14 protein-coding genes and 1 pseudogene are annotated in these 18,831 nt (G+C 71.8%); 10 read left to right on the top strand and 5 right to left on the bottom strand.

The genetic code is table 11. The annotated features are described in order from the left end of the window. Positions 1–14: 14 nt before the first annotated feature. Positions 15–2,547, bottom strand: a pseudogene (locus ACDP63_RS13945) (ATP-dependent RNA helicase). A 98-nt stretch (positions 2,548–2,645) separates the two neighbouring features. Between ACDP63_RS13945 and ACDP63_RS13940 the strand changes: the two are divergent. From ACDP63_RS13940 to ACDP63_RS13915, 6 genes are all read left to right on the top strand, one after another. Further along, entirely contained in the window at positions 2,646–4,013 is a 1,368-nt protein-coding gene (locus tag ACDP63_RS13940; RefSeq protein WP_024843194.1) for a YcjX family protein, read from the top strand. A gap of 9 nt (positions 4,014–4,022) precedes the next feature. Further along, positions 4,023–5,201, top strand: a complete 1,179-nt coding sequence (locus ACDP63_RS13935) for a YcjF family protein (RefSeq protein ID WP_024843195.1) — start codon at positions 4,023–4,025, stop codon at positions 5,199–5,201. Positions 5,202–5,370: 169 nt separating this feature from the next. Continuing rightward, on the top strand, positions 5,371–7,422 hold the full coding sequence (gene pbpC / locus ACDP63_RS13930; RefSeq protein WP_024843196.1) for a penicillin-binding protein 1C: 2,052 nt from the start codon (positions 5,371–5,373) through the stop codon (positions 7,420–7,422). 66 nt (positions 7,423–7,488) lie between these two features. After that, positions 7,489–7,920 (top strand): alternative ribosome rescue aminoacyl-tRNA hydrolase ArfB, encoded by a 432-nt coding sequence (gene arfB, locus ACDP63_RS13925; protein WP_024843197.1) that lies wholly within the window; start codon positions 7,489–7,491, stop codon positions 7,918–7,920. Further along, positions 7,917–8,384: an NUDIX hydrolase gene (locus tag ACDP63_RS13920; protein ID WP_024843198.1), complete on the top strand. Its 468-nt coding sequence runs from the start codon at positions 7,917–7,919 to the stop codon at positions 8,382–8,384. The genes arfB and ACDP63_RS13920 overlap by 4 nt, the downstream gene beginning before the upstream one ends. Further along, positions 8,381–9,805 (top strand): inorganic phosphate transporter, encoded by a 1,425-nt coding sequence (locus tag ACDP63_RS13915; RefSeq protein ID WP_024843199.1) that lies wholly within the window; start codon positions 8,381–8,383, stop codon positions 9,803–9,805. Before ACDP63_RS13920 ends, ACDP63_RS13915 begins: the two co-directional genes overlap by 4 nt. A gap of 158 nt (positions 9,806–9,963) precedes the next feature. Here ACDP63_RS13915 and ACDP63_RS13910 read toward each other — a convergent pair whose 3' ends face one another. Then, on the bottom strand, positions 9,964–11,625 hold the full coding sequence (locus ACDP63_RS13910; protein ID WP_024843200.1) for a thiamine pyrophosphate-binding protein: 1,662 nt from the start codon (positions 11,623–11,625) through the stop codon (positions 9,964–9,966). Between the two features lie 145 nt (positions 11,626–11,770). On the opposite strand from ACDP63_RS13910, the gene ACDP63_RS13905 reads away from it, so the two are divergent. From ACDP63_RS13905 to ACDP63_RS13890, 4 genes are all read left to right on the top strand, one after another. Then, a complete protein-coding gene (locus ACDP63_RS13905) occupies positions 11,771–12,325 on the top strand; it encodes a hypothetical protein (protein WP_024843201.1) in 555 nt (184 codons plus the stop codon). A 104-nt stretch (positions 12,326–12,429) separates the two neighbouring features. After that, the gene (smpB, locus tag ACDP63_RS13900; RefSeq protein ID WP_024843202.1) at positions 12,430–12,900 is read left to right on the top strand and encodes an SsrA-binding protein SmpB; all 471 of its coding nucleotides are present in this window, start codon (positions 12,430–12,432) and stop codon (positions 12,898–12,900) included. 65 nt (positions 12,901–12,965) lie between these two features. Then, positions 12,966–13,826, top strand: a complete 861-nt coding sequence (gene sseA, locus ACDP63_RS13895; RefSeq protein WP_028709931.1) for a 3-mercaptopyruvate sulfurtransferase — start codon at positions 12,966–12,968, stop codon at positions 13,824–13,826. Then, on the top strand, positions 13,826–15,010 hold the full coding sequence (locus ACDP63_RS13890; protein WP_024843204.1) for an aromatic amino acid transaminase: 1,185 nt from the start codon (positions 13,826–13,828) through the stop codon (positions 15,008–15,010). Before sseA ends, ACDP63_RS13890 begins: the two co-directional genes overlap by 1 nt. Before the next feature lie 147 nt (positions 15,011–15,157). Here ACDP63_RS13890 and ACDP63_RS13885 read toward each other — a convergent pair whose 3' ends face one another. From ACDP63_RS13885 to ubiA, 3 genes are all read right to left on the bottom strand, one after another. Beyond that, complete coding sequence (locus tag ACDP63_RS13885; RefSeq protein ID WP_024843205.1) at positions 15,158–15,490, bottom strand: hypothetical protein; 333 nt, start codon at positions 15,488–15,490, stop codon at positions 15,158–15,160. 30 nt (positions 15,491–15,520) lie between these two features. After that, positions 15,521–17,791 (bottom strand): OmpA family protein, encoded by a 2,271-nt coding sequence (locus tag ACDP63_RS13880; RefSeq protein ID WP_036747198.1) that lies wholly within the window; start codon positions 17,789–17,791, stop codon positions 15,521–15,523. A 62-nt stretch (positions 17,792–17,853) separates the two neighbouring features. Next, positions 17,854–18,825, bottom strand: coding sequence for a 4-hydroxybenzoate octaprenyltransferase (gene ubiA / locus ACDP63_RS13875; RefSeq protein WP_024843207.1), 972 nt, complete (start codon positions 18,823–18,825; stop codon positions 17,854–17,856). Between the last annotated feature and the right edge of the window lie 6 nt (positions 18,826–18,831).

The raw sequence follows: 18,831 nt of genomic DNA, 5'->3' as shown, positions 1-18,831 counted from the left end.
AAACGGTGAAATGATCAGGTTCCGCGCGGCTTGGCGCGAGTGGTCGGGTCGGCTTCCAGCGGGTTTTCCGGCCAGGGATGGCGCGGATAGCGGCCGCGCATGTCCTTACGGACATCGCCGTAACCCCCGGCCCAGAAACCCGGCAGGTCCGTGGTCACCGCGACGGGCTTGCCGCCGGGCGACAGCAGGGTGATGCGCAAGGGCCGGTTGCCGACCACCGGATGGCGCGACAGGCCGAACAGTTCCTGCAGCTTCAGCTCGACCGAGGGTGTCTCGTGGTCGTAGTCGATGGGCACCCTGCGGCCCAGCGGCGTGACGAAATGCGCCGGCGCCGCCTGATCCAGCCGGCGCTGGCCGTCCCAGCCGATGCGCGCCTTCAGCGCCTCGCTCAGGTCCAGCCCGCGCAGGTCGGCCAGGGTCCGCACCTTGCCCAGCCAGGGCAGCAGCCAGTCGGGATCGGCAAGCAGGCTTTCGTCATCGACCGGGCCGAGTTCCGGGATCAGCGCGACCCGTGCCCGCAGCCGCGCGGCGCCGGGGCTCCAGGTCAGCCCGGTCGCGCGCAGCCCCTCGAAGGCGGCGCGGGCCAGCGCCTGCGGGTCGGGATCGTCCAGCGCCCGGTCGGCCAGCACCAGCGCGCCAAGGCGTTCCTGCCGGCGGGCAAGGACGCGGCTGTCGCGGCGGGACCATTCCACCAGCTCGACGGTCTCGATGCGGTCGGGGAACAGGGCGCGGATCTCGTCCTCATCCACCGCCACCGCCATGCGGATGCGGGCCTCGCGCGCATCGCCGTCAAGGTCGGTCGCGACAATCAGGCGCTGTGCGGCCAGCGCGTCGCCCTCGGGCAGCACCGCGCCCTTGCCGCCCGACAGCACATAGCGCGGCTGCTCGCCCTTGCGGCGCAGCCCGATGCGGTCGGGATAGGCCAGCGCGGCCATGGCGCCCGGCGACAGGCCGGCGCCCTCGCCCGCCATGCGGCGCAGGCGTTTCGCCTCGTCGCGGATGCGGTGCAGCGTGCCGGGGTTGGCCGGCCAGGGGTGGCGGTCCTGATAGGCGCGCAGGTCGCGGATCGCCGCCAGCCGCAGGGTCAGGTCGGCGGGTGCGCCGGTCAGCGGGTCGCGCTCGGCCATCAGCGCGGCGAGGTCGGCGGCCTCGCGCCCGGCCGTGACCAGCATATGCGCCAGTCGCGGATGCAGCGGCAGCGGCGCCAGACGCCGGCCGTGCGGGGTGATGCGGTTGTCCCCGTCCAGCGCGCCGAGGTCGCGCAAGAGCGCCCGCGCCTCGGAGAGCGCCGCCTCGGGCGGCGGCGTCAGGAAGGCGAGGTCGCGCCCGTCCGAGCCCCAGATCGCCAGTTCCAGCGCCAGCCCGGCCAGGTCGGCCACGGCGATCTCGGGCGGGGCGAAGGCGGGCAGCGCGCCTTCTTCGGCCCGCGCNCAGGAAGGCGAGGTCGCGCCCGTCCGAGCCCCAGATCGCCAGTTCCAGCGCCAGCCCGGCCAGGTCGGCCACGGCGATCTCGGGCGGGGCGAAGGCGGGCAGCGCGCCTTCTTCGGCCCGCGCCCACATCCGATAGCAGATGCCCGGCGCGACGCGGCCGGCACGGCCGCGGCGCTGCTCGGCCTCGGCGCGGCTGACGCGCTCGGTCACCAGCCGCGACATGCCCGAGCCGGGATCGAAGCGCGCCCGCCGCGCCCGGCCGGCATCGACCACCACCTTCACGTCGGGAATGGTCAGCGAGGTTTCCGCGATCGCGGTCGCCAGCACGATCCGCCGCCGCCCGCCCGGGGGTTGCAGGGCGGCGCGCTGCGCCTTGAAATCCATGGCGCCGTAAAGCGGCAGCACTTCGGCATCGACGTCCAGCATGGCCTGGACGCGGCGGATCTCGCCCTCGCCCGGCAGGAAGGCCAGGATGGTGCCGCCGGTGTCGCGCGTCGCCGCCTCGGCCTGGGTAATCAGCCGCGCCGCCTCGGAGACCAGCCGGGCGCCCGCGGGCAGGGGGCGGTCCAGCCAGCGCGTCTCGACCGGAAAGGCGCGACCTTCCGAGCGGATGACCGGCGCGCCCTCCATCAGCGCCGCGACCGGCTCTGCATCCAGCGTCGCCGACATCACCAGCAGCGCCAGGTCGGGCCGCAGCGCCCCCCGCGCCTCCCAGGCCAGGGCCAGGCCAAGGTCGGCGTTCAGGCTGCGCTCGTGGAATTCGTCAAAGATCACGCAGCCGATGCCGGAAAGCTCGGGGTCGGACTGGATCATCCGGGTCAGGATGCCCTCGGTCACCACCTCGATGCGGGTGCCCGCCACCGCCTCGCCGCGGATGCGATAGCCGACGGTGCGGCCCAAGGGCTCGCCCAGCGTCTCGGCCATGCGCTCGGCCGCGGCGCGGGCGGCAAGGCGGCGCGGCTCCAGCATCAGGATGCGGCCGGAAATCGCGGGCAGCAGCGCCAGGGGGACGCGGGTGGTCTTGCCGGCGCCGGGCGGCGCCATCAGCACGGCACGGCCATGCGCGGCCAGCGCGGCGGTCAGGTCGGGCAATACGGCGTCGATGGGCAGCTGCATCCCCGCCTTATGGCAAAGCGCCGTCGGGGCGAAAAGAGGTGCCCCTACACATCCGCCGCCGGCCTGCCTATCTTGACCCGGCCAAAGCGAGGGACGGAATGGGTATCGCCGACGATCTGATGCAGGGCCTGGGCATCTCGGACCCGGTGATCCGGCTGGGGGTGACGGGGCTGTCGCGGGCCGGCAAGACCGTGTTCATCACCTCGCTGGTGGCGAATCTGCTGGATCGCGGGCGCATGGCGGCGCTGCGGGCCGCGGCCGACGGTTCGCTGAAGGCGGCGTGGTTGCAGCCGCAGCCCGACGACACCGTGCCGCGCTTCGATTACGAGCGGCATCTGGCGGCGATGACCGGCCCCGACCCGCATTGGCCCGAGGGCACCCGCCATGTCAGCCAGCTGCGTCTGTCGCTGCGCATCCAGCCGCGCGGGCTGATCGCCGGCTGGCGCGGCCAGCAGGTGCTGCATCTTGACATCGTGGACTATCCGGGCGAGTGGCTCTTGGACCTGCGGCTGATAGAGAAGGATTTCGACCAATGGTCGCAAGAGGTTCTGGAGCGCATGGCCGCTCGTCCCGGTGCCGGGGATTTCCGCGCCGCGCTGGCGGCGACCGAGCCGGGCCGCTTTGACGAGACCGCCGCGCAGGCGCTGGCCGCGGCCTATACGAGGCACCTGCACCTGGCGCGCGAGGCGGGCTGGTCGGACTGCACCCCCGGCCGTTTCCTGATGCCGGGGGAGCTGGACGGCTCGCCGGCGCTGACCTTCACCCCCCTGCCGCACGAGATGCAGGCGACGTCCCTGGGGCGCGAGTTCGCGCGCCGTTTCGGCGCCTACAAGGCGCGGGTGGTGAAGCCGTTCTTCCGCGACCATTTCGCCCGCATCGACCGGCAGGTGGTGCTGATGGACGTGCTGGGCGCCATCCATGCCGGGCCGCAGGCGGTCGAGGACATGCGCCGCGCCATGGCCGACATCCTGACCGCCTTCCGCCCCGGCCGCGCCGGCTGGCTGGCGCAGCTTCTGGGCTCGCGCCGGGTGGGGCGGATCCTGTTCGCCGCGACCAAGGCCGACCACCTGCACCACATCCAGCATCCGCGCCTGACCGCGATCACCGCCGCCATGCTGCGCGAGGCCCGCGACCGCGCCGATTTCTCGGGCGCGCGGACCGAGGCCATGTCCATTGCCTCGCTGCGCACCACCACCGAAGAGATGATCCGAGAGGCAGGCGAGGAGCTGCCCGCGGTGCGCGGCACGCTGATGGACGGGCGGCAGGCGGCCTTCTATCCGGGCGAGCTGCCGGCCAATCCGGCCGAGCTCTTGGTGCCGGCAAGCCAGGGCGCGACCCGCTGGCTGGAGGGCGATTACGCGATCATGGATTTCGCCCCGGCGCCCGGCACGCTGCGGCCGGGCGACGGGCCGCCGCATATCCGGCTGGACCGCGCGGCCGAGTTCCTGATCGGCGACAGGCTATAGGAGAGCGCCATGGCTGAACCTCCGAAACGGCGCGGGCCGGTGCTGAAGGAGATGGGCGAGGCGCAGGGCGAACAGGCCGCGGCCGCCAGCCCCGCGCAGGCGACGGGCGCCGCCCCGAGTCCTGGTGCCGGACCGGAGCGGCCCGGTCCCCTGGCCGTGGCTCCGACCCGCCCCGACCAGCGCGACCGCAAGGCGCCGCGGGCCGAGTGGCGCGAGGGCGAACCCGCGCCCTCGCCCGCCGATGCGCCGATGATCGACGACGGGCTGGCCCCGCCCCTGCCGCAGCCGCGCACCATGCAGCTTGTCGCCCGGCTGGTCGGGCGCGGGCCGTCGCGGCTGACGCGCTTCTTCATCAATACCGGGGTGGCGCTGTTCACCTTCCTTTTGTCCGTGGCGGCGCTGCGCTACCTGACCGACCTGCTGAACAGCTATCCGCTGCTGGGCTGGATCGGCATCGCGCTGATGGTGCTGTTCTGCCTCGCGGCGCTGGGGATGGCGTTTCGCGAATACCGCGCCTGGTCGCGCTTTGCCGCCATCGACGGCATCAACCGCGAGGCGGGGGCGGCGCTGGCCTCGGGCGACCTGAAGGCCGCGCAGCATGTGGTGGCGCGGATGGAGGGCCTGTATCGCGCCCGGCCGGAGCTGGAATGGGGGCTGACCCGGCTCAAGGAGCGCAAGCCCGACGCCTATGATGCCGAGACGCTGATCGCGCTGGCCGAAACCGAGTTGCTGGCCGCCCTGGACCTTGAGGCCCGGCGCGAGATCGAGGCCGCCGCCCGCACCGTCGCCGCCGCCACCGCGCTGATCCCGCTGGCGCTGGCCGACGTGATCGCGGCGCTGGCGGCGAACCTGCGCATGATCCGCCGCATGGCCGAGATCTATGGCGGCCGCGCCGGCGCTGTCGGCGGCTGGCGGCTGGCGCGCACGGTGATGACGCATCTGATCGCCACCGGCGCCGTCGCCGCCGGCGACGACCTGATCCATACCGTGGCCGGCGGCGGCTTGCTCGCCAAGGTCTCGAAACGCTTCGGCGAGGGGGTGGTGAACGGCGCCCTGACCGCCCGCGTCGGCATCGCCGCGATGGAGGTCTGCCGGCCGCTGCCCTTCATCCACCAGCCGAGGCCGCGGGTCGGCAACCTGATCGCGCGCGGGCTGAAGGGGCTGTTCGGCGAGGATGAGCCGCGCTAGGCGCCCCGTTGCTGGGGTATTTGAGAAACGGTGAAACGCGCAGGGCCTGCTCGTCTTCTTTGCTCCCCCAATACCCATCCGGCCGCGCGCATCTGCACCGCCGGCCGGGTATTTTCAGAGCAAAGAAGCAACCGTTTCCTGTCGGGGCGTGCTGGCGTATAAATCCGGCATGAGAGCGCGCCGTGCCGCCCTGTTGCTGATGTCTTTCGTGCTGCTGCTTGGGCTGGGCGCCGGGCTTCGCGACCGGCTGGATGTCTGGGTCGATGCGACCGCGCTGCCCCGGCTCGATGTGCCCGTCGGCGTCGAGGTGGTGGCGCGGGACGGCAGCTTGCTGCGGCCCTTCCAGGTGGCCGACGGGCGCTGGCGGCTGGATGCAGGGCCGGTCGATCCATTGTTCTTGGACATGCTTTTGCTGTGGGAGGATCAGCGGTTCCAGCGCCATGCCGGGGTCGACGGACGGGCGCTGTTGCGCGCGGGCTGGCAGGCGCTGCGGCAGGGGCGGGTGGTTTCGGGCGGATCCACGCTGACCATGCAGGTGGCGCGATTGATCGAGGAGGGGCCGACCGGGCAATGGGCCGGCAAGGCGCGGCAGATGCGGCTGGCCCTGGCCCTGGAGCGGCGGCTGGAGAAGCGCGGGATCCTGGAGCTTTACCTGCGCCTTGCCCCCTATGGCGCCAATGTCGAGGGCATCCGGGCGGCATCCCTGCAATGGTTCGGCAAGGAGCCGCGGCGGCTCTCGCCCGCCCAGGCGGCGCTGCTGGTGGCGCTGCCGCAATCGCCCGAGACGCGACGGCCGGACCGTTTCCCCGCAGCCGCCAAGGCGGCGCGGGACCGGGTTCTGGCGCGGGCGGCGCGGGCCGGGCTGATCTCCGATGCCGATGCGCGGGCGGCGATGGCCGAGCCGGTGCCGCGGATGCGCCGCGCCTTTCCGGCGCTGGCGCCCCTGCTGGCCGCGCGGCTGGTGCGGGAAAACCCCGGCGCGGCACGGATCGAGACCACCATCGACGTGCGCCTGCAGCGCCGGGCCGAGGAGCTGGCCTCGCGCGCCGTGCGCGGCGCCGGGCGGCGGCTCTCGGCGGCCGTGGTGCTGGCCGATCACCGGACGGGCGAGATCCTGGCCGAGGTCGGCGCGGCGGACTGGACGGATGGCGCCTCGGCCGGTTTCGTGGACATGGCGCGGGCCTGGCGCTCTCCGGGCTCGACGCTGAAACCCTTCGTCTACGGGCTGGCCTTCGACGACGGGCTGGCGCATCCCGAGACGCTGATCGAGGACCGGCCCACCGCCTTCGGCCGCTGGCAGCCGCAGAATTTCGACCATCATTTCCGCGGCACCGTCAGCCTGAAGAACGCGCTGGTCTGGTCGCTGAACATCCCGGTGGTGAAGCTGGCCGAGGCGGTGGGGCCGAACCGCATCACCCAGGCGCTGCGCCGCGGCGGGGTCGAGCTGCGCCTGCCGGGCGAGGCGCCGGGGCTGGCCATCGTGCTGGGCGGTGCGGGCGTGACGCTGGAGGGGCTGGCCGAGGGCTATACGGCGCTGGCGCGCGGCGGCCGGGGCATCACGCTGTCGCCGCTGCCGGGCGGCAGCCGGGAACTGGCCGCGCCGATGTTCGGCCCGGTCGCGGCCTGGCAGGTCGGCCATATCCTGAGCCAGAACCCCGCCCCGCGGGGTGCGCGGCAGCGCGCGCTGGCCTACAAGACCGGCACCTCCTATGGGCATCGCGACGCGCTGGCAATCGGCTTCGATGGGGCGCGGGTCGGCGCGGTCTGGCTGGGGCGGCCGGACGGCACACCGGTGCCCGGCGCCTTTGGCGGCGAGCTGGCGGCGCCGGTGCTGTTCGACCTGTTCGACGCCCTGCCCGCGGTGGCGCTGCCGCCGCCTCCGCCGCAGGCGCTGACCCTGCCGAACAGCGCCCTGCCACTGCCCCTGCGCCGCTTTGCCCCGCCGGGCGAGGCCAGCGCCATGGCGGCGGGCCCCGCCGCCCCTGATGCGCTGCGCCTGACCTATCCACCCGACGGGGCCGAGATCGACGCAGCAGGACCGCTGACTGCCAAGGCGCGGGGCGGGCGCGGGCCCTGGACCTTCCTGCTGAACGGCGCGCCCGCCGCCATCGCCCGGCCGCAGCCCACGGCCAGCCTGCCCAATCCCGGCCCCGGCTTTGCCGAATTGACGGTGGTGGATGCCGATGGCGCCTCGGCCAGTGCGGCAATCCGGCTGCACTGACATAATTTGCGCGCTTCGCGATTCGCTTGGCCTTTTCTTAACCGGGATTTGCGACATATTCGCACCATGCTTCGCATCACCGACCAGATCGCCATCGAGGAATGGGAACTGTCCGAACAGTTCACCCGGTCCCAGGGACCGGGCGGGCAGAACGTGAACAAGGTCGAGACCGCGGTGGAACTGCGCTTCGAGGCCGAGCGGTCGCCGCATCTGGCCCCACCGGTCAAGGCGCGGCTGAAGCGGCTGGCCGGGCGGCGCTGGACCCAGGACGGCGCCCTGCTGATCCGGGCCGAGGAGACCCGCAGCCAGGCCCGCAACCGCGAGCTTGCGCGCGAGCGGCTGGCCGAGCTGATCCGCCAGGCGCTGGTCGCGCCGCGCAAGCGCATCGCCACCCGGCCGACGCTGGGCAGCCAGCGCCGCCGGCTGGCCGCCAAGACCCAGCGCGGCGCGGTCAAGGCGATGCGCGGCCGCATCCGCGACGCGGAGGATCCGGCATGATCGTCGAGTTCCGCGAAAGGCTGGCGCGGCTGATCGGCCGCCGCCCGCCCGACATGCAGGTCGCGGCGCTGTGCCTGAACGAGGCGAGCGGCGACGTGCTGCTGGTCACCAGCCGCGGCACCGGGCGCTGGATCGTGCCCAAGGGCTGGCCCATGGCCGGCCGCAGCCTGGCCGATGCCGCCCGGCAGGAGGCCTGGGAGGAAGCCGGCGTCAAGGGCCGCGTCGGCGAGGTCGAGATCGGCCGCTATCACTATGACAAGGACCAGGACCGCGGCTTTGCCATCCCGGTCGAGGTGCGGGTCTTTCCGCTGTATGTCGAGGCGCTGGAAACGCAGTTCCCCGAGGCGCAGGAGCGTCAGCGCCGCTGGTTCGCGCCCCAGGACGCCGCCCGCATGGTGGCCGAGACCGGGCTGCAGCAGATCCTGCGCCGCCTGCCCGCCGAGCGGCGGCATCCTCCGGAATGAGGCGCGAACCCCGCGAATACCGCACGCTCGACAAGGATCTGAGCCGCGTCACCAATACCGAGCGGGCGGTGCTGCATTCGGCGCGGCCCTTGCTGCGGCTGGGGCTGGCGCTGATCTTCATCGCCGCCGCCAGCTATGTCGGCACCGGCCTTTTCACCGGCCAGCCGGCCATCGGCATCCTGGCGGCCAGCCTGGCGGTCGCCGCCTATCTGGCTCTGTCGATCGGCGGCAACGACGTGGCCAACGCCCTGGGGCCGGCGGTGGGCGCGGGCGCCATCGGCATGACCGCCGGCCTCATCCTGGTCGCGGCGATGGAGGTCATGGGCGCGGTCATCGCCGGCAGCGCCGTCACCGCCACGCTGACCGAGGGGCTGGTCGGCAATACGCTGGGCGAAGGCGAGGCGACGGCGCGGATGATGCTGGCGGCGCTGCTGGCGGCGGGCAGCTGGATCAGCCTTGCCACCTGGCTCGGCGCACCGGTCAGCACCACGCATTCGGTGGTCGGCGCCATCGCCGGGGCGGGGATGGCGACCTTTGGCCTGGAGGCGGTAAACTGGCCGGCCATGGGCATGATCGCCTTTGGCTGGATCGTCTCGCCGCTGGTCTCGGGCCTGGCGGCGGCGGGGCTGATGGCGCTGCTGCGTGTGCTGGTGCTGGACCGCGAGGATCGCGTCGCCGCCGCCCGCACCTGGATGCCGGTGGTGGTCGGGCTGGCCTCGGCCATGCTGGCGGGGGTGGCGGAGCTGGCCTGGCATGGCACGGGGCTGGCGGCGAATGCGGTCTTGGCGCTGGCTTGCGGCGCGCTCGGCTGGGCCTATACCCGGCGACGCATCGACCGGCAGTCGCGCGGCGAGGCCGGCGGCCGGCTGGCGATGAAGCAGTTGCTGGCGGTGCCGCTGATCGCCGCGGCGCTGGTCATGGGCTTTGCCCATGGCGCCAACGACACATCGAACGTGGCCGCGCCGCTGACCATCATCCTCGACAGCCTGTCGGCCGGGGGGGACGATGCCCTGCGCGGCCGGCTGGTACTGCTGCTGGGCGGCCTGGGCATTGCGCTGGGGATCCTGCTGTTCGGGCGCCGGCTGGTGCATATGGTCGGCAGCCGCATCACCCGGCTGAACGCATCGCGCGCGCTTTGCGTGTCGCTGGCGACGGCGGCGACGGTGCTGGGCGCCTCGCTTCTGGGCCTGCCGCTCTCGACCACGCATGTCGCGGTGGGGGGCGTGTTCGGGGTCGGCTTCTACCGCGAATGGCGTGACCGGCGGCTGGCCGCCAGCCAGCCACCCCTGCCCGCCGAAGAGCGCCGTCGCCGCCACCTGGTGCGCCGCTCCTACATGCGGATGATCCTCGGTGCCTGGCTGATCACGGTGCCGGCGGCAGCGGTTTTGGCCGCGGCGCTGGTCTGGATCGGCGGGTTCTAGGGCCGAGCTTTCCGGGGAAACCTCATGTCCGGGGGCTCTGGCCGGGCCGGCATGCGCCCGGCTGCCCGGCTTCGGCCTGCACGCGGCAGCCGGCGCCCGATCCGGACCGCGAGGCTTGATGCCGCCGCCTGCGGCCCCTCGGCCGCGCTTGCCGCCCGTCAGGCGCGGCGCAACGCCGCCTCGCCCGCGGCACGGGTTTCCGAGAGCGTGGCCCCGGTGCTCAGCGCCTCGGGGTCCAGCGCCAGATCCAGAACCGCCAGGGTACCGGCGGCCTGGGCGCGGGCGAAGGCCTCGGCGAAATCCTCCTGCCTCTCGACCCGTTCGCCATGGCCGCCATAGGCGCGGGCCAGCGCCGCGAAATCGGGATTGGCCAGCGCCGTGCCCGAGACGCGGCCGGGATAGCTGCGCTCCTGATGCATGCGGATGGTGCCGTAATGGCCGTTGTTCGCCACGATGACGATGACGGCGGCACCGTGCTGGGCGGCGGTAGAAAGCTCGTTCACCGTCATCTGCAGACAGCCGTCGCCGGCCATGCAGACCACGATGCGATCAGGATGCTGCAGCTTGGCGGCGATGGCGGCGGGCAGGCCATAGCCCATTGAGCCCGAGGTCGGCGCCAGTTGCGTGCCCCAGCGGCGAAAGCGGTAATAGCGATGGATGAAGGCGGCGTAGTTCCCGGCGCCGTTGGCGATGATCGCATCGGGCGGCAGATGGTCGGACAGCCAGCGCATCACCGCCTCCATCCGCACCGCGCCGGGGGTGGGCCGAGGCTGCTGCCAAGCCTCGTAACCCGCGCGCAGCCCGGCGGTCCAGCCGTCCCAGCGCCGCGGCGCCGGCAAGGCGGCCAGCGCCGCCACCACCGCGCGCGGATCGGCCACCAGCCCCGGATCGGGCCGCCAGAGATGTCCCAGCTCATCGGGCGAGGGGTGGACATGGATCACCCGCGCATGCGGGCGCACCGGGTCCATCAGCTCGTAGCCGCGGGTCAGCGTGTCGCCCAGCCGCGAGCCCAGGGACAACAGGCAATCCGCCTGCGACAGCGCCTGCCCCAGCACCGGATTCATGCCGACGCCCAGGTCGCCGACATAGTTCGGATGCGCATTGTCCATATGGCTCTGCCGGCGGAAGGGCACGGCGACCGGCAGGCCCCAGCCTGCGGCAAAGCGCGCCAGGTCGTCGGCGGCCGCCTGCGACCACAGCGTGCCGCCAGGCACGACCAGCGGCCGCTCGGCCCCGGCCAGCGCCTGGGCGACGGCCTTGATCGATTCCCCGGCGACAGCGGAAAGCGGCGCGGCCGGCGGGGCGATGTCGGGCACCTCGGCGCGGGCCGAGATCATGTCCTCGGGCAGCGCCAGCACCACCGGGCCGGCCCGGCCCGACATGGCCAGGTGAAAGGCGCGCGAGACATATTCCGGGATACGCTCGGTCTGGTCGATCTCGGCCACCCATTTCGCCAACGGGCCGAACATGGCGCGATAATCGACCTCCTGGAAGGCGTCGCGGTCGCGGTCGGCGCGGGCGATCTGGCCGACGAACAGGATCATCGGCGTCGAATCCTGCCGCGCCACATGCACCCCGGCGCTGGCATTGCTGGCGCCGGGACCGCGGGTGACGAAAGCCACGCCCGGCCGCCCGGTCAGCTTGCCCTGCGCCTCGGCCATCATCGCGGCGGCGCCCTCGTGCCGGCAGACGACGTTCTGGATGCCCGAGGCGTAAAGCCCGTCCAGCACCGCCAGGAAGCTTTCGCCGGGAACCGAGAACACCCGCCCGACCCCGTTCGCCTTCAGCGCATCAACCAGAATCTGCCCGCCATGCCGCATCGCCGCCGCCTCCCTGTCCTCGCACCCATCGGTCCTCAAGGACCGCCGGCAGCTTAGCCCGCCAGCCCCGCAGGCGGAAGAATCATTGATAATCACGGAGATGTGATTACGCTTTCCCAAGTTTTTCAAACCTTTGGAGAATGAAATGCGCAAGCTGATCTGTCTTTTCGTTCCGTTGGTCCTGGCGGGATGCGAACCTGTCCTGGAGCCGCCGCCCGGCTATCCCGATTGCGTCGCCTTCCAGCGGATGGCGGTCGGCACGCATGAGCCCGGATATGTCGACGGCTTCATGGTCAGCGGGTTGCTGGGCCCCTACGAGATCGCCAGGATCGACGGCAAGAACACGCTGCAGGCGGATATCTACCCCCCGCTGGTCATGGCGATCGACGAGACCACAAGCCAATGGCGGCCCTATGGCGCACTGCATTTGACGTTGCGCGCGTCGGGCGAGACGCAGGCGACGGTCTATCTGTGGGAACCCCGAGGCGGCGCGCCGATCGCCACCAGCGAGGTCCGGTTCGAAAAAGCAGGCGAGCGGATCGTGCAGTTCCCCGCGGAGCTTGCGCTGAACATCGGCGTGGTCGGGGTCAGCGGAGAGGATGTCGGCACCCAGGCGGCCTGCTTCGGCACCCCTGCCGGAACGACGCGCGGCCTGTCCCCGGCGCAGCTCGACCGCTTCCGCACCGGCGTCCCGCGCTGATCCCGCAGGGTGGCCGGCCGGCGCAGGCGGGTCCGCCGCGGCCCGCCTGGCCGAAACAGTCCGGCCTTTACAGCCACGGCCCCCCGCCCTATCTCTGCCCGATCATGGCCACGAAATCCGACCCGAACTACAAGATCATCGCCGAGAACCGCCGGGCGCGCTTCGACTACTTCATCGAAAGCGATCTCGAGGTCGGCATCATGCTGACCGGGTCCGAGGTGAAAAGCCTGCGCACCGGCCAGTCCAACATCGCCGAAAGCTATGCCTCGGTGGAACAGGGCGAGCTGTGGCTGATCAACGCCTATATCGCCGCCTACAAGCAGGCCGGCGTCTTTGGCCACGAGGAACGGCGCCGCCGCAAGCTCTTGGTGTCGAAAAAGGAACTCAGCCGCCTCTGGCAGGCCATCGGCCGCGAGGGCATGACGCTGGTGCCGCTGGTGATGTATTTCAACGACCGCGGCAAGGTGAAGCTGAAGATCGGCGTCGCCAAGGGCAAGAAGGTCGCCGACAAGCGCGAAACCGCCGCCAAGCGCGACTGGAACCGGCAGAAACAGCGTTTGCTGAAGCAGGGTTAAGCCTTGCCGCCCCGCGCGGCTGCGGTTACATCGGTGTCGTTTCTGCGCGCGCGGGGGGAAGGCCGATGTCCACCGATTCCGACGATCCGAAAGTGCTGGTCTCGACCGGCTGGCTCGCGGCCCATCTGAACGATCCCGACCTGCGCATCATCGACGCCAGCTGGTTCCTGGAGCCGGGCCGCGACGCGCGGGCCGAATACATGGCCGCGCATATCCCCGGCGCCCGCTTCTTCGACATCGACGAGATCGCCGACAAGCGCAGCGAGCTGCCGCACATGGCGCCGCAGCCCGAGATGTTCATCAGCCGCATGCGCGCCATGGGCATCGGCGACGGCCACCAGGTCGTGGTCTACGACAACTCGCCTGTGCGTTCGGCGGCGCGGGTCTGGTGGACCTTCAAGCTGATGGGCAAACAGGACGTGGCGGTGCTGGACGGCGGTTTCGGCAAGTGGCTGGCCGAGGGCCGCGAGACCGAGGACATGCCGCCGATCCTGCGCGACCGCCACATCACCGTGCAGCGTCAGGCGGCGCTGGTGCGCGACGTGACCCAGGTCGCCGCCGCCAGCAAGCTTGCCGATCACGAGATCGTCGACGCCCGCTCGGCCGAACGCTTCCGCGGCGAGGCGCCCGAGCCGCGCCCCGGCCTGCGCTCGGGCCATATCCCCGGCTCGAAAAGCCTGCCCTTCGGCCGGCTCTACAACGCGGACGGCACGCTGAAGCCGGCCGCGGCACTCCGGGCCGAGTTCGAAACCGCCGGCGTGGACCTGTCGAAACCCGTGATCACCACCTGCGGCTCGGGGGTGACGGCGGCCTCGCTGTTCCTGGCGCTCGAACGGATCGGGCACCGGGACCATTCGCTTTATGACGGAAGCTGGGCCGAATGGGGCAGCTTCCCCGACCTTAAAATCGCAACCGGAGACGCGTGATGCTGGGCAATCTGAAACCGCAGGCCCCCGACAAGATCCTGGCCCTGATGGGCGAATTCAGGACCGATCCCCGCCAGGGCAAGATCGACCTGGGCGTGGGGGTCTACAAGGACGCGACCGGCCACACCCCGATCATGCGCGCCGTCCATGCCGCCGAACAGCGCATGCTGGAGACCGAGACCACCAAGACCTATGCCGGCCTGTCGGGCGAGCCCGAATTCCACAAGGCCATGGGCGAGCTGATCCTGGGCGAGGGGCTCAAGCCCGAGACCACCGCGACGCTGGCCACCGTCGGCGGCACCGGCGCCATCCGGCAGGCGCTGGAACTGGCGCGCATGGCGAACCCCGACCTGCGGGTCTTCGTCAGCGACCCGACCTGGCCCAACCATGTCTCGATCATGAATTTCATGGGCCTGCCGGTCCAGACCTATCGCTATTTCGACGCCGAGACCCGCGGCGTCGATTTCGAGGGCATGAAGGCCGACATCGCCCAGGCGAAAAAGGGCGACGTGGTGCTGCTGCACGGCTGCTGCCACAACCCGACCGGCGCCAACCTGACGCTGGAGCAATGGGCCGAGGTCGCCGCGATCCTGGAAAAGACCGGGGCGCTGCCGCTGATCGACCTGGCCTATCAGGGCTTCGGCGACGGGCTGGAAGAAGACGCGGCCGGCACCCGGCTGATCGCCTCGCGCATCCCCGAGGTGCTGATCGCGGCCTCCTGCAGCAAGAACTTCGGCATCTACCGCGAACGCACCGGCTGCCTCTTGGCGCTTTGCCCCGATGCCGCGACCCGCGAGCTGGCCCAGGGCGCCATGGCCTTCCTGAACCGCCAGACCTATTCCTTCCCGCCCTTCCACGGCGCCAAGATCGTCTCGACCGTGCTGACCACGCCGGAACTCCGCGCCGACTGGATGGCCGAACTGGAAGCGGTGCGCGGCGGCATGCTCAAGCTGCGCGAGCAGCTGGCGGGCGAGCTGCGCGACCTCAGCGGTTCGGACCGTTTCGGCTTCGTGGCCCAGCATCGCGGCATGTTCTCGCGCCTCGGCGCCACGCCCGAACAGGTCAAGCGCATCAAGGAAGAATTCGGCATCTACATGGTGGGCGATTCGCGCATCAATATCGCCGGGCTGAACCAGGACACCATCCCGATCCTGGCCCGCGCCATCATCGAGGCCGGGGTCTGACCTGACCGCCCGAAAACCGAAACCGCCGGCCTGGCCCGGCGGTTCTGCATTTCCGGCAACGCGCCGAAAGCCCCGCCTTTCTCCGTTTTCCAAATACCCCGGGGTCCGGGGCAGAGCCCCGGCCCGGCAGCCCCGTCACGCGCCCGCTTAGCCCTTGCGACCCAGCTTGCGGTCGATATAGTCGCGCAATTCCTCGACCTCGGTCAGGCTTTCGCGCAGCTGCGCCTGCCTGGCGCGCAGCTCGGCCTCGGTGCGGGACAGTCGGGCGACCAGGTCGGCCTCGCGCGTCTCCAGCGCGTCCACGGCGCGGTCGCGCTGCTCCTCGGCCTCGTGCAGCTGCTGGGCCATGCTCTCCAGCTCGCCCATCTCGGCGCGGGTGACGCGGGACAGGCGGTGGACCAGCCAGCTTGCGAACCAGCCCAGCATGAAGGCGGCGAACAGGATGATCGCTGTGGCGATGATGAATTCGGTGCGGTTCATGCAGGGGACTTCAGGGCAAGGGGTTGCGGATCACGGCGCCGAGGCCGGTTCGGGGCGCGGCAGCGGGCGGTTCACATGCAAGGCATCGCGCGCGGGCATGGTCGCCGCCTCGGTGGCGGCGCCGACCAGCGCCTCGCGCACCGGCCGGGTGGCGGCCTCGGCGGGCTCGACCGGCTCGGCGGGCGGGGGCAGCAGGCTGGCCGCGGGCAGCGTCGCGGCCCGCAGCGCCGGCAGTTCCGGCAGCGCGGCCTCTTGCGCCGGCTGGGTGGCGACGCGCGACGGATCGACCCCCGACAGCAGCAGCCGCACCGGCTCGGTCGCGGCGAACAGCGCCGCCTCGGGGTCGGTGGGCACGCCCAGCGCCGGGCCGAGGGCGGCGGTCGCGGCATGGCGCGCGGCCTGTTCGGCCCGCGCCGCCACGGTTTCGGGACTGTCGGTGACACCCTTGACCAGTTCGGCCGGGGCCGGGGCCTCGGTGACGACGGGATCGTCGGCCAGCAGCAGGAACTCGATGCGGCGGTTCGCCTCGCGCCCGGCATCGGTGTCGTTGTCGGCGATGGGCCGGCTTTCGCCATAGCCCCTGGCGGTCATGTTGCGGGTATCCATCCCCGCCTCGGTCATCGCCGCCAGCACCGCCTGGGAACGGGCGCGCGAGAGTTCGGCGTTGAAGCCTTCGGACCCCTGCGAATCGGTATGGCCGCCAATCTCGATGCGGAAATCCGCGCAAAGCTTCATCGTCTCGGCCAGCAGCGCCAGCGTCGGACCCGGATCGCCGGCGATGACGGATTTGTTCGGCTCGAAGCCGATCTCGGATTGCTGCATCGCCGCGTTCAGCCGGTCCACGCATTCGATGCCCGAGGGCAGGCCCAGAAGCGGATCCATGCGCCGGTCGTAGCGGATCGCCAGCTCATAGCGCGCGCCCGCACCCAGCCGCTGCGCCAGCCGCGCCGCCGCCAGGTCCGATGCGGTCTGGTTGCCCGAGACGCCGCTGATGCGCACCAGCTCGGGCGTCACCCTGGCCTCGCCGCGCGCAAGCCCGTCCAGCGCCTCGAGCGCGGCGATGGCGCGCAGCGTCCAGCCCTCGGGGACCGAGGCATCGCTGCGCAGCGCGCTGTCCACCTGGCCGAAGCGCGCCCGCGCCAGGCTTTCCACCGCGTCGCGCATCCGCTCGTCGGTGATGCGGCCGCGCAGGCTGACGCCGCCCGCATCGACCATGGCCGAGAACTCGGCCGGTCCCGCCTGGACCTCGCCGGGCTTTTCGTGCCGGGCGCTCAGCGTGAAGGCCGGGGGCAGCGCGGCCTCCAGCCGGCCGACCGCCTCGTCGAAGGTCGCTGCTGCGACATCGGCGGGGGCAATCAGGGCCACATCGGTATCCGAGATGGTGACGGAACCCGCCCCCAGCGCCTCGACGGCGCGGATGGAAGGGACGGCGGCATCGGCCCAGCGGGGCGAGGGCACGCCCAGGCCCAGGGTGCATGGCGGCTGGTCCGGCACGCCGGCTGCGCGCCCGGCCTCCAGGATGCGGTCGCGCGCGGTTTCGGTATCGGCGGCGCAGGCGTCGAAGCGGGCACCCGCCGCATCCTTGACGAAGCGCAGGGTAAAGGGCGCGATCACCGGCCGCGGCGCGGTGATGTCGGCGGTCAGCGTCACGGTGGCCGGCCTGGCGCGGTTCAGCGCCATCTCCAGGTCGCGCTTTTCGCGCGGGCTGTCGGCGATGGCGCGGACCGAGACCTCGCCGGCCGCGATCGAGACCTTGGCGCGCTTGGCCAGCTGCGCGGCCCTGAGGCCGAAGGCAAAGGCATCCTCCCAATCCTCGGGAACCGGGTAATCGGCGCTTTCCATCAGGTCCGAGACCTGGGCCACGCCGGTCTGGCGCTTCAGCCGGTCGACCAGCGAAGCGCGGTCCAGCGTGGCGGGCACCAGGCCGATGATCGAAACGCCCTGGTCGTTGCGCAAAAGCTCGATCTCGAAGGCGGGGGTGGCCAGTTCGGCGGCGGCGGCGACCTGCATCCGGTCGATCACGCGGCCCGCATCGACCACGGTTTCGGCGCTGGCACGGGCACGGAAACGCTGCACCTCGTCGGGCGCGATGCCTTCCAGCCGCACCTGCAGGCCGTCGGTGGTGAACTCGACCCAGTCGTAATCGGCCAGGGCGGCACGCAGATCCTGGGCCGAGCGGGTCTGGATGAAATCCGCGGCCGCGCGGGCGCCCAGGAACGACAGGCCGGCGGCCGCCGCAAGGGCGATCAGGCTGGCGACAAGAACAGGACCACGACGCGCTTGCCGCTGGGGATTGGCCATCCGGGGAACCTTGGGACTGTTACCGACCCGCCGCATGTAAACCCTGCGCCGGGTTTTCGCAATCAGACCAGCCCCGCCAAGGCAAGAAACAGCGCAACCACCAGCCCGGCGTCGCGATTGCTGCGAAACAGCCGCAGGCAGCCGGCGCTGTCGGTCATGTCGAAGCGCCACAGCTGCCAGGCCAGATGCGCGGCGAAACCGGCGACGCCCAGCAGGCCCAGGGTCAGGCCCAGCCCCGCGGGCGCCGCCGCCATCACCGCCAGGCCCAGAAGCAGCACCGAGGCGGCGGCGAAGCCCGCCAGCCAGCGCGGCGTGTCGCGGCCGAACAGCCGGGCGGTGGACTTGACGCCGATCAGCGCGTCGTCCTCGGCATCCTGATGGGCATAGATGGTGTCGTAGAAGATCGTCCAGGCGATGCCAGACAGGTAGGCCAGCACCGGCGCCGGGGCCAGGTTGCCCATATGCGCCGCCCAGGCCAGCAGCACGCCCCAGTTGAAGGCCAGGCCCAGAAAGACCTGCGGCCACCAGGTGAAGCGCTTGGCAAAGGGATAGATCGCCACCAGCGCCAGCGAGGCCACGCCCAGCGCGATGGCCGCGCCGCCCAGCGTCAGCAGGATGGCGAAGCCGGCCAGCGACTGCGCCACCAGCCAGACCAGCGCGCCCCGGACCGTCACCTGCCCCGAGGGGATGGGGCGCGAGCGCGTGCGCGCCACCTTGTCGTCGATGTCGCGGTCGGTGATGTCGTTCCAGGTGCAGCCGGCGCCGCGCATCAGCACCGCGCCCACGCCGCAGGCCACCGCGATCCACAGGTCGCGCCATTCCGGCCCGTCGGCGATCATCGCCAGCCCGATGCCCCACCAGCAGGGCAGCAGCAGAAGCCAGGTGCCGATCGGCCGGTCGGCGCGCGACAGGCGCAGCCACGGCCTCCAGTCCGGCGGTGCGTGGCGGTCCACCCAGTTGTCGGGCGGCGCGTCGGCGACGGTGCTTGGGCCCTCTGGCGTCGGCCCCTCTGGCGTCCGGTGGTCGGTCTGCATTAGGCT

The organism is Paracoccus sp. P2, from assembly GCF_046335115.1.
Lineage (GTDB): Bacteria > Pseudomonadota > Alphaproteobacteria > Rhodobacterales > Rhodobacteraceae > Paracoccus > Paracoccus pantotrophus.
Note: the sequence above shows the minus strand (reverse complement) of the source record. Positions and strands in the feature narration are given on the sequence as shown.